We start from the raw sequence: 13,664 nt of genomic DNA, 5'->3' as shown, positions 1-13,664 counted from the left end.
AGCGGGAGTGGCACTCGAAAGAGGGTATACGGCGAATATGTCGGGCATGTTGCGGCTCGCTAGGCTCGGGGTATGTTCTGGCAAGCCTTGGGGGAGGTCGTTCCTCTTGCGTTCGCGGTCATCATCTCTCCGATGCCGTTGGTGGCCGTGATCACGCTGCTGCTCGGGCCGCGCGGCCGGGGAAACGCCGTCGCCTTCACGGTCGCCTTCGCAGTGTCGTTCTTCGCGCTGACCCTGGGGCTCGCCTCCGGGTCGAAGGGCACCACCGAGAACGACTCCTTCTTCGCCACGGTGTTCCACATCGTGATCGGCTTCGCGTTCGCGGCGCTGTTCTTCTACCTCGCGTTCCGCAGCTGGCAGAAGCGGCCGAAGAAGGATGTCGCACCGGTCGAACCGAAATGGCTCGCTGCGATGGACTCCTTCGGTGTCGTGAAGTCGGCCGGACTCGGTCTGCTGCTCGGCGTGGCCAACATCAAGAACGTGCCGATTGCCATCGCGGCCGGTGCGACGATCGGTTCCGCCGACATGGCGTGGTCGCTCGTGTTCCTCTGCGCGGCGGTGTTCGCCGCCACCTCGTGCCTCGGCCTCATCGTGCTCACCATCGTCGGCGGCTCCGGGTCGCGGACAGTGGCGGATGCTCTGGCCTCGGCGAAGTCGGGGCTCATCCGGCACAACAACGTCATCATGGCGGTGCTGTTCGTCATCCTGGGCGCCCTCCAGCTCGGGCGGGCATTCGAGGCGTTCTGATCGCGTTCTGGTCGGGCGATCCGGGTCGCTCCGGCATCCTGTCAGCGGTCGGCGGGATACTTGACGGGTGCCCGTTTACCGAGATGAAGCCGTCGTGCTGCGCACCCACAAGCTGGGTGAGGCCGATCGCATCGTCACGCTGCTGACCCGGCAGCACGGAAAGGTGCGCGCCGTCGCCCGGGGGGTGCGACGCACGGCCTCGAAGTTCGGGGCACGGCTCGAACCCTTCATGGTGGCCGACGTGCAGTTCTACGAGGGCCGAAGCCTCGACACCATCACCCAGGCGGTCACGATCGGGTCGTACGGGGCCGAGATCACCGCCGACTACGCCAGCTACACGGCCGCGAGCGCGATGGTGGAGACCGCCGACAAGCTCACCGAGGAGGAGCCCTCGCTGCAGCAGTACCTGCTGCTCGTCGGCGCCCTGCGCTCGCTCGCTCGCGGCGAGCACGGACCCACCATGACGCTCGACTCCTACTTGCTGCGCGCCCTCTCGATGGCGGGCTGGGCGCCGAGCTTCCATGACTGCGCGGTCACCGGTGAGGCGGGGCCGCATTCCGCCTTCGTGGTGCAGCTCGGCGGCGTGGTGAGCGACGAGGTGGCCCCGCCCGGCACGCCGCGACTCGACACCGCCACCCTGGGCCTGCTCGGCGCCCTGCTCACGGGTGATTGGGCGGCGGCCGACGCCGCGGAGTCGGGCACCCGTTCACGCGCGAGCGGTATCGTGGCGGCGTACACCCAATGGCACCTGGAACGCGGGCTCCGATCGCTCGAGCACGTCGAACGGTCGCAGACGAAGAAGGTTCAACCGCAGTGAGTCCCGTTCAGAAGACCTCCCCGTTGGCGGAGCCGTTCCGGCCCCTCGACTGGACGGGCATCCACCCGCCGTCGATTCCTGCCGGCGCCGTTCCGAAGCACGTGGCGATCGTCATGGACGGCAATGGGCGGTGGGCCAACCAGCGTGGTCTCACCCGCATCGAGGGGCACCGCGCGGGCGAGGCGGCGCTTTTGGACGTCGTGGCCGGCGCCATCCAGATCGGGGTGAAGCACATCAGCGTCTACGCCTTCTCCACCGAGAACTGGAAACGCTCTCCCGACGAAGTGCGGTTCTTGATGGGGTTCAACCGGGAGGTGCTGCACCGCCGGCGCGACCAGCTGAACGAGTGGGGTGTGCGCATCCGCTGGGCCGGCCGCAAGCCGCGGCTCTGGGCCTCGGTCATCAAGGAACTGCAGTTCGCCGAACGCCTCACGGCCGCCAACTCGACCCTCACCCTCACCATGTGCGTGAATTACGGCGGCCGCAACGAGATCACGGATGCGGTGCGCACCATCGCCGACGACGTCGCGGCCGGGCGCCTCCGCCCTTCGGCCGTGTCGGAGAAGCTGATCCAGAAGCGTCTCTACGTGCCCGAGCTGCCCGACGTCGATCTCTTCGTGCGGAGTTCGGGGGAGCAGCGCACCTCGAACTTCCTGCCCTGGCAGTCGGTGTACGCCGAGATGGTGTTCCTCGACCGGCTCTGGCCCGATTTCACGCGCGTCGACCTGTGGCAGGCGATCGAGCACTACGCCGGACGCAACCGGCGGTTCGGCGGGGCCGTGGATGCGCCTGACCCGACCGAAGACGAGATCGGGGTCTGACGCCCTTCCGTCGCGGAATGAGATCGCGGATGCCCGCGTTGGCTTCTTCGTGACTGAAGCCATCAAAATCGACATCTGGTCCGACATCGCCTGCCCGTGGTGTTACATCGGAAAACGCAAACTGGAATACGGCATCGCCGAATACGAAGGCGACGAGGGCGCTGCACCCGTCGAGATCGAATACCACAGCTTCGAGCTCTCGCCCGATACGCCGGTCGACTTCGACGGCAGCCACGAGGAGTTCTTGGCCACGAAGGGTTTCCCGGTCGAGCAGATCGGGCCGATGATCGAGCGGGTGACCGGCATCGCCGCCTCGGTGGGTCTCGACTACGACTACGGCAACCTCAAGCACGCGAACACCGTGCTCGCGCACCAACTCATCCACTACGCCAAAGCTCGGGGAGTGCAGCTCGAGGCCAAGGAACGGCTGTTGAAGGCCTACTTCGTCGAGGGCCGTCAGGTGGGCACGATCGACGGACTCGCCGATCTCGGTGCCGAACTCGGCTTCGACCGCGACGACGTCGTGCGCTCGCTGAGCTCGAACGAGTACCTGGCCGACGTGCGCGCCGATCAGCAGACCGCGATCGCCTACGGCATCCAGGGCGTGCCGTTCTTCGTGATCGACGGGAAGTACGGCGTCTCGGGCGCGCAAGACCCGGCGACCTTCGCGCAGGTGCTGCGCCAGGTGACCGACGAGAAGACGGAGGTCGGCGCGTGACCGCCGATGCCGCAGGCGAGGCTGCTCCCGCCGCGACGCCCCCTCAGCCCGTACAGATCCTGCCTCGCGCACCGCTGACCCTCACCCTCGTGGGCGACCCGGGTGCCGCCTGCGAGGGCGACGCCTGCGCGATCTGACGCTCAGGCGCCCTCGGCATCATCGAGTGGGCACAATTCGTCGGTTCCCCTGGGCTTGGGCGACGATTCGTGCCCACTCGATGTCAGTCGCGCGCGGGGATCGGGTCGGAGATGTCGGCGACCACCGCATCCAGCCCCGTTGCCAGGGTGTCGGCGTCGACGAAAGCGCTGTGCCCATGGGCGCCGGCGCCCATCGCGACGCGCTTGCCCACGAACGAGGCGTCGAGATAGACGGGCCAGGCCGTGGTCGAGCCGAGCGGGGTGATCGTGCCGCGTTCGTAGCCCGTGGCCTCGTGCGCGACATCCTGATGCGGCATCGAGAGCCTGTTCACCCCGACCAGGGTGCGGAGCTTCGGCCAGCTGATCTGACGGTCGCCCGGGATGAGGGCGAACAGGAAGCCGCCGTCGTGACGCTTCACCACGAGGCTCTTCATCACGTCGCCGGGTGCGAGCCCGAGCAGCGCGGCAGCCGCCTCCAGCGAGTCGGCGGCGGGCCGCTCGACGACCTCCACCGGGATGCCCCGGGCCTCGGCGTCATGGAGCACTCTGTCGATACCGTTCTTGTCACTCACAATCGTGTTCAACAGCCCGACTCTCCACAGGATTCCCGATCCCGACACACCCCCGGCGCCAGTCTGGGAGAATTGACCACGATGTCCACTCCAACACTCACCGCCCCCGCACCGAAGGCCGTCGGCGACGCGCTGACCTCCGTCGACGACAAGCTCGCCATCGGGCCCATCCGGCTCGACGTGCCCGTCGTTCTGGCGCCCATGGCGGGCATCACGAACACTGCGTTCCGACGGCTCTGCCGCGAGTTCGGCGCCGGCCTCTACGTGAGCGAGATGATCACGAGCCGGGCCCTCGTCGAGCGCACGCCCGAGACGATGCGGCTCATCACCCACCACCCGTCCGAGACGCCTCGTTCCATCCAGCTCTACGGGGTCGATCCGGCCACGATGGCCGAGGCGGCGCGCATCCTGGTCGACGAAGACCGCACCGATCACATCGACATGAACTTCGGCTGCCCGGTGCCCAAGGTCACGCGCAAGGGTGGGGGTGCAGCACTGCCCTGGAAGCTCGATCTCTTCCGCGAGATCGTCGAGTCGGTGGTCGACGCGGCCGGAGACATCCCGGTCACCGTCAAGATGCGCAAGGGCATCGACACCGACCACCTCACCTACCTCGAAGCGGCCCGCGCCGCCGAGGGTGCCGGTGTGAAGGCCATCGCGCTGCACGCGCGCACGGCGGCCGATTTCTACAGCGGTCAGGCCGACTGGTCGGCCATCGCGCGGCTGAAAGAGACCATCACGAGCATTCCGGTGCTCGGCAACGGCGACATCTGGTCGGGCGAAGACGCGCTGCGCATGGTCGACGAGACCGGATGCGACGGGGTCGTCGTGGGGCGCGGTTGCCTCGGCCGCCCGTGGCTGTTCGGCGACCTCGCGGCGGCGTTCCGGGTGCGCGCCGGTGAGCTCACGGCCGACGAGGCGGCAGCGCTGCGGGCCGCCCCGTCGCTCGGCGACGTGGCGCGCACGCTCCGCCGGCACACCGAGCTGCTGGTGGAGTTCTTCGGAGACGAGAATCGCGCCTGCCGCGACATCCGCAAGCACGTCGCGTGGTATCTGAAGGGCTACCCGGCCGGCCACGAGGTGCGGGCCGCGCTCAGCACCGTCACGAGCCTGGCCCAGATGGATGAGATCCTCGCCACCCTCGACTGGTCGGAGCCCTACCCGGGCGCCGACGCCGAGGGCCCGCGCGGCCGGGCCGGCAGCCCGAAGAACCCGGCGCTGCCCGACGGATGGCTGAAGTCCCGTTCGCTCGAGAGCGCCGGGCGGGTCGACCTCGCCGAGGCAGAACTGAGTCACAGTGGTGGCTGAGCCCCTGCACAACCTGTCGACCGCGACGCCCACGAAGGGCTACTCCGAAGCCGACGCCGAGAGATTCCTCCCCGAGGAGCACTACACCCGTCGCAGCGACTTCGCGCGCGACCGGGCGCGCCTCTTGCACTCCTCGTCGCTGCGGCGACTCGCGGCCAAGACGCAGGTGCTGAGCCCGGCCGTGGTGGCCGACTTCGCCCGCAACCGCCTCACGCACTCGCTCGAGGTGGCCCAGGTCGGCCGCGAGCTCGCCAACAGCCTCGATCTCGATCCCGATGTGGTCGACAGCGCGTGCCTCGCGCACGACCTCGGGCATCCGCCGTTCGGGCACAACGGCGAGCGGGCCCTCAACGACTGGGCCCGCGACATCGGCGGGTTCGAGGGCAACGCGCAGAGTCTGCGCATCCTGACCCGGCTCGAACCGAAGGTGTTCGACGGCGAGGGCCGCAGTGTGGGCCTCAACCTCACGCGGGCGAGCCTCGATGCGAGTTGCAAGTATCCGTGGACGGTGTCCGCCCCGGTTCCGGATGCGAGCGGTCGGCTGAAATACGGGGTGTACGACGACGACGCGCCGGTCTTCGAGTGGCTCCGGCACGGTGCGCCCGATCGAAAGCTCTGCGTCGAGGCCCAGGTGATGGACCTGTCCGACGACATCGCCTATTCGGTGCACGACTTCGAAGACGCGGTGCTGAACGGCTACATCGACGTCTCGGTGCTCGGTGCGCGTGCCGATCACGCGGCGCTCATCCGCAGCATCCACTCGCGGGCCGGCGGGGCGTTCAGCCTCGACGATCTGACGGAGGCCTTCGAACGGCTCGACTCGCTGCAGGTCTGGCTGTCGGAGTGGGATGACTCGCGCCAGGCGCACGCTCGCCTGAAGAACCTCACCAGCCAGTTGATCGGCCGATTCGCCGGCGCAGCCACCCGCGCCACCCGGGAGTCCTTCCCGGCCACCAGCATCACGCGCTATGGGGCCGATGTCGTGGTGCCGCCCTGGGTCGAGGCCGAGATCGCGACGCTCAAGGGCATCGTGTCGGTGTTCGTGATGAGCAACGACGCCCGGCAGCCGATCTACCAGACCCAGCGAACGCAGCTGCTCGAGTTGGCCGACGCCCTCTGGGAGTCCGACGGCCGGGCGCTCGACACGGCGTTCGCAGAAGACTGGCGCCTGGCCGCCGGCGACGCCGAACGCAAGCGCATCGTGGTCGACCAGGTGGCGAGCCTCACCGATCAGACGGCCGACGCCTGGCACACCCGGTTGGTCGAACCCCACTCCACCGGGCTGCGTGTCGGTAGCCGGAACGTATCCTAGAGACATGGCAGGGCTGATACGTCGAAGCGACATCGACGAAGTCCGTTCCCGGGTCAACATCGCCGATGTGGTGGGCGACTACGTCACGCTGAAGAGCGCAGGCTCCGGGTCGATGAAAGGGCTCTGCCCGTTCCACGACGAGCGCTCCCCGAGCTTCCACGTGCGGCCGGGGGTCGGCTTCTACCACTGCTTCGGCTGTGGGGAGGGCGGCGACGTCTACAAGTTCCTGCAGCAGATGGATCACGTGACCTTCGCTGAAGCGGTCGAGCGCCTCGCGGCGAAGATCGGCTTCCAGCTGCACTACGAAGACGGCGGCGCCGCGGTCGATCAAGGCAATCGGGCTCGCCTGCTCGCCGCCAACGAGGCGGCGCGCGAGTACTTCGCCGAGCAGCTCACGATGCCGGGGGCCGACACCGCGCGGGCCTTCCTCGGCGAACGCGGCTTCGATGCCTCTGTCGCCGCGCACTTCGGTGTCGGCTACGCACCGCAGGGGTGGGACAACCTGGGCAAGCACCTCAAGAGCCGGGGCTTCACCGAGAAGGAGCTCAGCGAAGCCGGTCTCCTCAGTTCGGGCGACCGGGGAAGCTACGACCGCTTCCGGGGCCGGTTGATCTGGCCGATCCGCGATCAGACGGGGCAGACCGTCGGTTTCGGCGCTCGTCGGCTCTTCGACGACGACAAGGGCCCGAAATATCTCAACACCCCTGAGACGCTCGTCTATCACAAGGCGCAGGTGCTCTACGGGCTCGATCTCGCCAAGCGCGACATCGCGCGCGGCCGGCAGGTCGTGGTGGTGGAGGGCTACACCGATGTGATGGCGTGCCACCTCGCGGGTGTCACCACCGCGGTCGCCACCTGCGGCACCTCCTTCGGCGTTGAGCACATCAAGATCATGCGTCGGGTGCTCTCCGACGACAGTGCCGGTCTCGGTGAGGTCATTTTCACCTTCGATCCGGATGCGGCCGGCCAGAAAGCCGCCCTGCGCGCCTTCAGCGAGGAGCAGCGCTTCGCCGCCCAGACCTACGTGGCGGTGGCGCCCGACGGTCTCGACCCCTGCGACCTCCGGCTCGCGAAGGGCGACGACGCCGTGCGACGGCTGATCAAGGGCAAGAAGCCGATGTTCGAGTTCGTGATCAAGCAGAAGCTCTCGGCCTACGACCTCGAGACCGTCGAGGGCCGCGTCGCGGCCCTGCGGGATGCGGCACCGATCGTGTCCGACATCCGGGATTCGGCGCTGCGACCGGCGTACACCCGCCAGCTCGCCAAGATGCTGGCCATGGAGCTCGACGACGTGCAGCGTGCTGTGGAGAGCAGCGGGTCCCGCTCGCGCGGCGCATCCGGAAGCGACCGCGGCACTCTCGACCGCGGAGCCCTCGACCGGGGTGCGTCCGACCGGGGTGGCCCGGAGCGCGGCGCTGCGGCCGTGGTGGTCGCCGAGCGTCCGCGCTCGATCGACCCGGCCGGCGATCCGCTGGTGGCTTCCGTCACCTCCCTCCAAGAGGCCCCGGTGGTGCGCCCGAGCGTCACCATCACCCAGCTTCCCGCCACGACCGCCGCCCGCACCGAGCGCGACGCACTGATGGCGATGCTGCAGGCTCCGACCGTCGTCGGTCGAGACCTGCTGTTGCAGGCGAGCGGCTGCGGGTTCAGCAATGCGCCGCTCGCGGCGATCCGCGACGCGATCGGCCGCAACGTCGACTCCTTCGAACGCCAGGACTGGGTGACGGTGATCCAGGCCGATGTGCCCGAGGAGTATCGCCGGCTGGTCGAGGAGATCGCCGTGGCGCCGTTGCCGGAGCGACCCGATCGCGAGCCGCAGATCTATCTGCGCCGCATCACCCGCGACCTCATCCAGCGGCACCTTCTGCGCCGCAAAGAAGATGTCAAAGGGCGGTTGCAGCGCACCGACGCGGTCGAGAATCCCGAAATCTACCGCGAGATCCAGCGCGAACTGGTGCAACTCGAGGCCGACCGCCGCGCCTTGCAGGCGGAGTAGCGGCGAACGCCTAGGCTCGAATCCTATGGCTGACCGAAACGTACTCACCGCCTCCGACGTCACCATCGAATACCCGGCACACAGCGTGAGCTCGGCGTTCACGGCGGTGAAGGGCTTCACCCTGGTGATCGAACCCGGCGAAATCGTCGGGCTCGTCGGATCGAGCGGGTCGGGCAAATCGACGCTCGCCCAGGTGGCGTCGGGCCAGGCCGCCATCCGGGGCTCGAAAGAGAACTCGCCCCGTATCATCGGCGGCAGTCTCGACGTTCTGGGCTTTCAGATGCGCGGGCTCAAGCGCGCGAATCTCAACAAGCTGACGCTCGGCGTCGGCTACGTGGCACAGGATGCCGGGTCGAACCTCACCTCGAACATGACGGTCGCCGAGTTGGTGGCCGAACCGCTGTTCCTCCGCGACAAGCGCTTCAACCGTCAGGAGGCCGGGCTGAAAGCCGCCACGCTGGTGGATGCTCTGCTCCTGCCCGTGGGAACGATGCTGAAGCAGCCCCACGAGCTCTCCAGCGGCCAGAGACAGCGCGTGGCGATCGCCCGCGGGCTCATCCTCGATCCGGTGCTGCTGATCGCCGACGAGCCCACCGCGGGCGTCGACGTCTCGGTTCGGGGCGCCGTCGTCGACGTCATCGCCGGCCTGCAGCGCTCGCGCGGAGCGAGCGCACTGATCGTCAGCCACGACCTGGATGCGCTGGGCCGGGCGGTCGACCGCATCGCCGTCATCCACGAGGGCGTGGTGGTGGGGCTCGGCCCGATCGACGAGGTGCTCGGCGACCCGCGGCACCCTTACGTGGCCGGGCTGGCGCGCGAGACCTACGCCGATGAGGACGAGAGCGACGAGGGCGACGAGATGGATGAGGCCGGCGGTGACGACGATGACGCCTCGGCCGAAGCCGAATATGAAGCCAACGAAGACGCCGACAGCGCCCGAGCCGAAGCTCGCCGCGAGGAGAATCGCTGATGCACCGAGCTACCACCCCGAGTCGCCACCGCGAGGTGCTCGCGGTTCCCGCCGAATCCCTGCCGGTCGATGAACGGCCGCACCCGGGGCCCATCGCGGTGCTGCCCACCGCTGAACCACTCTTCGTGCAGGCGATCGAGGAGGCGGGCGGCGCCGTGGCGCCACTCGGGCCGGAGACCCGAGGGATCGTCTGGTTGAGCTCGCGCGGCGCCGACGACTTCGCCGCCGCCCTCGAGGCGAACCCGCAGGTGGAATGGGTGCAGCTGCCGTGGGCCGGGGTCGACGCCTTCGCCGAGGTGCTGCGCAGCCACGATCGCCCCCGCCTGGTCTGGACCAGCGCCAAGGGCGCCTACGCCCAGCCGGTGGCCGAGCATGCGCTGACGCTGATGCTGGCTCTGCTGCGCCACCTGCCCGAGCGTGTTCGCGCCACCACCTGGGGTGCGAAGACGGGACTGTCGCTCTACGGTCTCGACGTGGTGGTCATCGGCGCCGGCGGCATCGCCCTGGAGCTCCTGCGGCTGCTGGAGCCCTTCGGTGTGGAGTCGACCATCGTGCGCCGTTCCGAGCTCGCTGTGCCCGGAGCGGGCCGCACGGTGACGAACGACCGTCTCGACGAGGTGCTGCCCGCCGCTGACGTGGTCGTCGTGGCCGCCGCCCTGACCGCGGGAACCGAGAAGCTCCTCGGCGAAGCCCAGTTCGGTCATATGAAGCAAACGGCATATCTCATCAACATCGCCCGCGGCGGACTGGTCGACACCGACGCGTTGGCCGCTGCACTGGCCTCAGGACAGATCGCCGGTGCGGGGCTCGACGTCACCGATCCGGAACCCCTGCCCGACGGGCATCCGCTCTGGTCGGAGCCCCGCGCACTCATCACGCCCCACACGGCGGACACGCCCGAGATGACGGCGCCGCTGTTGGCGGCGCGCGTTCGGCACAACGTGCGTGCTCTGCTCGGCGAAGGAGACTTCGCCGGACGGGTCGACCCCCAGGCGGGCTACTGAGTGGTCAAAGCGGGTGCCGAAACAGTGATAATGTATTGACGCTGTTTCAGCAACATTCCTCGATAGCTCAATTGGCAGAGCAGCCGGCTGTTAACCGGCAGGTTCTTGGTTCGAGTCCAAGTCGGGGAGCGAAGGCCTCGCGGCTCCACCCGCGGGGCCTTTCTTCGTTTGCGGCACACGAAAAAAGCCCGCGACCCGAGGGATCGCCGGTGAGGAACTCGTCAGCCGGCGACGCGGTGGCGGCGCGCAGACGACGAAGACGAACCCGCCGAAGCGGGCGCGGGAAGGCGTCGGGGCGACTTCGGGGGCGGAACCTCGTCGAGGGCCGTGCCCACCTCGATCTCGCTCATTGCGATCCGTGTCAGCGGGCCGACCAGCAGCAGTTCCACGCCGCCCTTGTGCAGGAGCGGAACCAGTTCGGTGTCGCCGCGCTCCGCGGTGTCGCGGGCGTGAGCGATGAAGATGTCCGCCATCGTGCTCGTGGCGAAGAAGCTGCGTCCACCGTGGTGGATCACGCGGCTGTACTCGTGTTCAATCGGCATGGACCGTCTACTTTCCACTGTGCGTCGAGTCAGAATCTACGCCGACCGCATCCTGGTGGAAAGGGGTTGTTTTCCCAGTTTCGAATGGGCTCTGCCATCATCGGATGATGCCCCGCGCATCCCGGCGAACCCCCGAAGAGACGGCCGCCATCCGGGCAGCCCTCGCGGTCGGCCTCGCCACCGCCGCCTACGGCATCTCCTTCGGTGCCCTCGCCACCCTTTCCGGTCTCGACATCTGGCAGACCTGCTTCCTCAGCCTCGTGATGTTCACGGGCGGCTCCCAGTTCGCCCTCATCGGCGTGCTCGCGTCGGGTGGTCTCGCGGCGGGGCCCGCCGCGGTCACGAGTGCGGCGCTGCTCGGCACGCGAAACGTCTTCTACGCCATCCGGATGTCGCCCGTCATCGGCCCCGGATTCCTCAAACGAGCCGCGGCCGCACAGCTCACCATCGATGAGTCGGTCGCCGTCTCCGCCGCCCAGCGCACGCCCGCCGCCGAGCGGGTCGGGTTCTGGGCCACGGGCATCCTGATCTACCTCGGCTGGAACCTCACCACCCTCGTCGGCGCCCTCATCGGCGACCTGCTGGGCGACGTGAGTGCCTACGGTCTGGATGCGGCGGCCGCTGCGGCGTTCCTCGGGCTGCTCTGGCCGCGACTGAAGGAGCGGCAGACCCAGGCCGTGGCGGTGGGAGCCGCCTTCGTCGCCGCCCTCCTGACACCGTTCCTCACGCCCGGCCTGCCCGTGCTGGTGGCCGCGGTCGTCGCCATCGTGGTCGGCGCGTTCAATCTGCTGGGCCGTGACCGCCGATCGAGTAGCCGAGGGGATGCCGCGTGAGCAGCTGGAACATCGTCATTCTCGCGTCGGTCATCTGCTTGGGGCTCAAGGTGGCCGGCTACCTGATCCCGCCGCGCGCCTTCGAGCACCCGACGGTCGCCCGCATCGCCAACTTGATGACGGTCGCGCTGCTGGCCGCGCTCATCGCGGTGCAGACGCTCGGCGCCGGGCAGTCCATCCAAGTGGATGCGCGAGTGCCGGCGGTGCTCGTGGCGGCGGGCCTCTACGCCTTGCGCGTGCCGTTCGTGGTGGTGGTGATCGTGGCCGCAGGGGTCGCGGCCCTCATCCGTGCCGTCACCTAGGCCGGCCGCGACACGCCCTACGCGTCGAGGTCGTCGACCCCGGGGAGCCAGGCGTTGCCGTCGACGCCCCAACCCCGCTTGCGGATGATCTTCGCGACGGCCTTCGAATACTCCCGGTCGAGCCGATCGACGTAGAGCACGCCGTCGAGGTGGTCGAACTCGTGCTGGAAGATGCGGGCCAGCCATCCGGTGGCCTCGATCTCGTAGTGGTTGCCGTCGAGATCGGATGCGCGCAGGATCGCCGCAGCGCCACGAGCCAGCGGGAAGCGCGGACCGGGGAAGGAGAGGCAGCCCTCCGACGAGGTTTCGGGGTCGGCCGGTTCGATCGAAGTGGGGGTGATGAAGAGCTCGGGGTTGATCGCCACTCCGCGGTGCAGCACCTCGTCGTCGTCGGTCCAGCTGTAGACGAAGAGGCGGAGCGGCACGCCCACCTGCGGGCCGGCGAGACCGACGCCCGGGGCCGCATCCATCGTCTCGAACATGTCCTCGACCAGTCGGCGCACGTCGTCGTCGATCACGGCGACCGGGGCGGCGGGGGAGTGGAGAACGGGATCTCCGGAGATTCGAATCGGGAGAACAGCCATTCGCTAAGCCTAACGGCGAGCCTTCCGGGGTACTGTCGATGAGTGCCTCCTGAACTGTTCGAGCTCAGCGACCAGATCGCGCTCGACCCGAAGCAATTCATCGGCATCCCGCTCGCTCTGGTCGGTGCCATCTTCTTGAGCCTGGGTGCCCAGTTCCAGTATCGCGGGGTCACCAAGGTCGAGGCGAAAACGCACGACGCCGACAAAGGCCTGAGCGTTCGTCAGCTGATGGCGCTGCTCAGTCGGCCCTCCTGGGTCATCGGCACCCTGATGCTCGGGCTCGCCATCGTCTTCCAGCTCACCAGCCTCGGCTTCTCGCCGATCATCGTGGTGCAGCCGCTCGGCGCGGTCGCACTGGTCATGACCGCCATCCTGAACTCGCGGATCAGTCATGTGAAGCTGAACCGCAGCTCGATCATCTCGATCGTGCTCTGCGTGGGTGGCGTCGGCCTCTTCGTGCTCGTCGCGGCGTTCACGGCGGTCGACAAGCCGGTCAGCACCACCGATCTCATCATCATCCTGATCGTGTTGGCCGTCGTGCTGGCCTTGTTCGCGGTGACCTTCGCCTTCCTCCGCAAGCGGTTCAAGGCCATCGCCTACATCGTCGGGGCGGGCGTGCTCTACGGATTCGTGGCGACCCTCGCGAAAGCGGTGATCAGCCGCATCTTCCAGGCGCAATTCGAATGGCTCACCGTGCTCGCGCTGGTGGGGCTGCTGGCCGCGGCGGCACTCGGCGGCTACTTCGTGCAGAACGCTTACGCATCCGGGCCCCCTGACCTCGTGATCGCCGGGCTCACCGTGATCGATCCTTTGGTGGCGGTGGCGATCGGCATCATCGTGCTCGGCGAGGCGTCGCAGGCGCCACTCTGGGCGACGTTCGCGTTCCTCGCTTCGGGGCTGATCGCGATCCTGGGAGTGTTCGGCCTGGCGCGCTACCACCCTCAGGCCCAGCGCTAGGGTAAGTTCTTTCACAGCCCCCGAGACGCCGAGCCACGAGCGAC

General features: G+C 68.4%; 16 protein-coding genes and 1 tRNA gene. 14 read left to right on the top strand and 3 right to left on the bottom strand.

Going from position 1 to position 13,664, the window contains the following annotated elements:
* Positions 1-72 precede the first annotated feature (72 nt).
* The 5 genes from N1027_RS15950 (at position 73) to N1027_RS15930 (ending at position 3,240) form a co-directional block, all read left to right on the top strand.
* Positions 73-747, top strand: coding sequence for a GAP family protein (locus N1027_RS15950; RefSeq protein ID WP_259509117.1), 675 nt, complete (start codon positions 73-75; stop codon positions 745-747).
* A 67-nt stretch (positions 748-814) separates the two neighbouring features.
* The gene (recO, locus tag N1027_RS15945; RefSeq protein ID WP_259509116.1) at positions 815-1,564 is read left to right on the top strand and encodes a DNA repair protein RecO; all 750 of its coding nucleotides are present in this window, start codon (positions 815-817) and stop codon (positions 1,562-1,564) included.
* On the top strand, positions 1,561-2,385 hold the full coding sequence (locus N1027_RS15940; RefSeq protein WP_259509115.1) for an isoprenyl transferase: 825 nt from the start codon (positions 1,561-1,563) through the stop codon (positions 2,383-2,385). Before recO ends, N1027_RS15940 begins: the two co-directional genes overlap by 4 nt.
* Before the next feature lie 49 nt (positions 2,386-2,434).
* Entirely contained in the window at positions 2,435-3,103 is a 669-nt protein-coding gene (locus tag N1027_RS15935; RefSeq protein WP_259509114.1) for a DsbA family oxidoreductase, read from the top strand.
* Positions 3,100-3,240: a hypothetical protein gene (locus N1027_RS15930; protein WP_259509113.1), complete on the top strand. Its 141-nt coding sequence runs from the start codon at positions 3,100-3,102 to the stop codon at positions 3,238-3,240. The genes N1027_RS15935 and N1027_RS15930 overlap by 4 nt, the downstream gene beginning before the upstream one ends.
* 83 nt (positions 3,241-3,323) lie before the next feature.
* Here N1027_RS15930 and N1027_RS15925 read toward each other — a convergent pair whose 3' ends face one another.
* Complete coding sequence (locus tag N1027_RS15925; RefSeq protein ID WP_259509111.1) at positions 3,324-3,824, bottom strand: aminoacyl-tRNA deacylase; 501 nt, start codon at positions 3,822-3,824, stop codon at positions 3,324-3,326.
* A 69-nt stretch (positions 3,825-3,893) separates the two neighbouring features.
* On the opposite strand from N1027_RS15925, the gene dusB reads away from it, so the two are divergent.
* The 6 genes from dusB to N1027_RS15895 all read left to right on the top strand — a co-directional run bounded on the left by dusB (position 3,894) and on the right by N1027_RS15895 (position 10,531).
* The gene (gene dusB / locus N1027_RS15920; RefSeq protein WP_259509109.1) at positions 3,894-5,120 is read left to right on the top strand and encodes a tRNA dihydrouridine synthase DusB; all 1,227 of its coding nucleotides are present in this window, start codon (positions 3,894-3,896) and stop codon (positions 5,118-5,120) included.
* Complete coding sequence (locus N1027_RS15915; RefSeq protein ID WP_372499751.1) at positions 5,110-6,432, top strand: deoxyguanosinetriphosphate triphosphohydrolase; 1,323 nt, start codon at positions 5,110-5,112, stop codon at positions 6,430-6,432. The genes dusB and N1027_RS15915 overlap by 11 nt, the downstream gene beginning before the upstream one ends.
* A 4-nt stretch (positions 6,433-6,436) precedes the next feature.
* Positions 6,437-8,428, top strand: coding sequence for a DNA primase (dnaG, locus tag N1027_RS15910; protein ID WP_259509107.1), 1,992 nt, complete (start codon positions 6,437-6,439; stop codon positions 8,426-8,428).
* A 25-nt stretch (positions 8,429-8,453) separates the two neighbouring features.
* The gene (locus tag N1027_RS15905; protein ID WP_259509106.1) at positions 8,454-9,398 is read left to right on the top strand and encodes an ATP-binding cassette domain-containing protein; all 945 of its coding nucleotides are present in this window, start codon (positions 8,454-8,456) and stop codon (positions 9,396-9,398) included.
* Complete coding sequence (locus N1027_RS15900) at positions 9,398-10,402, top strand: D-isomer specific 2-hydroxyacid dehydrogenase family protein (protein WP_259509105.1); 1,005 nt, start codon at positions 9,398-9,400, stop codon at positions 10,400-10,402. Before N1027_RS15905 ends, N1027_RS15900 begins: the two co-directional genes overlap by 1 nt.
* A gap of 56 nt (positions 10,403-10,458) precedes the next feature.
* Positions 10,459-10,531, top strand: a tRNA-Asn gene (locus N1027_RS15895).
* A 92-nt stretch (positions 10,532-10,623) separates the two neighbouring features.
* Here the strand turns inward: N1027_RS15895 and N1027_RS15890 are convergent.
* Positions 10,624-10,944: a hypothetical protein gene (locus N1027_RS15890; RefSeq protein ID WP_259509104.1), complete on the bottom strand. Its 321-nt coding sequence runs from the start codon at positions 10,942-10,944 to the stop codon at positions 10,624-10,626.
* A 107-nt stretch (positions 10,945-11,051) separates the two neighbouring features.
* On the opposite strand from N1027_RS15890, the gene N1027_RS15885 reads away from it, so the two are divergent.
* Positions 11,052-11,777: an AzlC family ABC transporter permease gene (locus N1027_RS15885; RefSeq protein ID WP_259509103.1), complete on the top strand. Its 726-nt coding sequence runs from the start codon at positions 11,052-11,054 to the stop codon at positions 11,775-11,777.
* A complete protein-coding gene (locus N1027_RS15880) occupies positions 11,774-12,079 on the top strand; it encodes an AzlD domain-containing protein (protein WP_259509102.1) in 306 nt (101 codons plus the stop codon). The genes N1027_RS15885 and N1027_RS15880 overlap by 4 nt, the downstream gene beginning before the upstream one ends.
* A 17-nt stretch (positions 12,080-12,096) precedes the next feature.
* Here N1027_RS15880 and def read toward each other — a convergent pair whose 3' ends face one another.
* Complete coding sequence (gene def / locus N1027_RS15875; protein ID WP_259509101.1) at positions 12,097-12,663, bottom strand: peptide deformylase; 567 nt, start codon at positions 12,661-12,663, stop codon at positions 12,097-12,099.
* Positions 12,664-12,705: 42 nt separating this feature from the next.
* Here def and N1027_RS15870 point away from each other — a divergent pair, with 42 nt between their 5' ends.
* Positions 12,706-13,620, top strand: a complete 915-nt coding sequence (locus tag N1027_RS15870; protein ID WP_259509100.1) for a DMT family transporter — start codon at positions 12,706-12,708, stop codon at positions 13,618-13,620.
* Positions 13,621-13,664 lie beyond the last annotated feature (44 nt).

The organism is Herbiconiux aconitum, from assembly GCF_024979235.1.
Classification (GTDB): Bacteria; Actinomycetota; Actinomycetes; order Actinomycetales; family Microbacteriaceae; genus Herbiconiux; species Herbiconiux aconitum.
This window is presented reverse-complemented; position numbering and strand designations above follow the sequence as displayed.

Excerpts from the sequence above, each read along its gene's own strand:
- N1027_RS15950 (WP_259509117.1), top strand. The coding sequence starts at position 73 with ATGTTCTGGCAAGCCTTGGGGGAGGTCGTTCCTCTTGCGTTCGCGGTC.
- dusB (WP_259509109.1), top strand. The coding sequence starts at position 3,894 with ATGTCCACTCCAACACTCACCGCCCCCGCACCGAAGGCCGTCGGCGAC.
- dnaG (WP_259509107.1), top strand. The coding sequence starts at position 6,437 with ATGGCAGGGCTGATACGTCGAAGCGACATCGACGAAGTCCGTTCCCGG.
- N1027_RS15905 (WP_259509106.1), top strand. The coding sequence starts at position 8,454 with ATGGCTGACCGAAACGTACTCACCGCCTCCGACGTCACCATCGAATAC.
- N1027_RS15900 (WP_259509105.1), top strand. The coding sequence starts at position 9,398 with ATGCACCGAGCTACCACCCCGAGTCGCCACCGCGAGGTGCTCGCGGTT.
- N1027_RS15890 (WP_259509104.1), bottom strand. The coding sequence starts at position 10,944 with ATGCCGATTGAACACGAGTACAGCCGCGTGATCCACCACGGTGGACGC.
- N1027_RS15885 (WP_259509103.1), top strand. The coding sequence starts at position 11,052 with ATGCCCCGCGCATCCCGGCGAACCCCCGAAGAGACGGCCGCCATCCGG.
- def (WP_259509101.1), bottom strand. The coding sequence starts at position 12,663 with ATGGCTGTTCTCCCGATTCGAATCTCCGGAGATCCCGTTCTCCACTCC.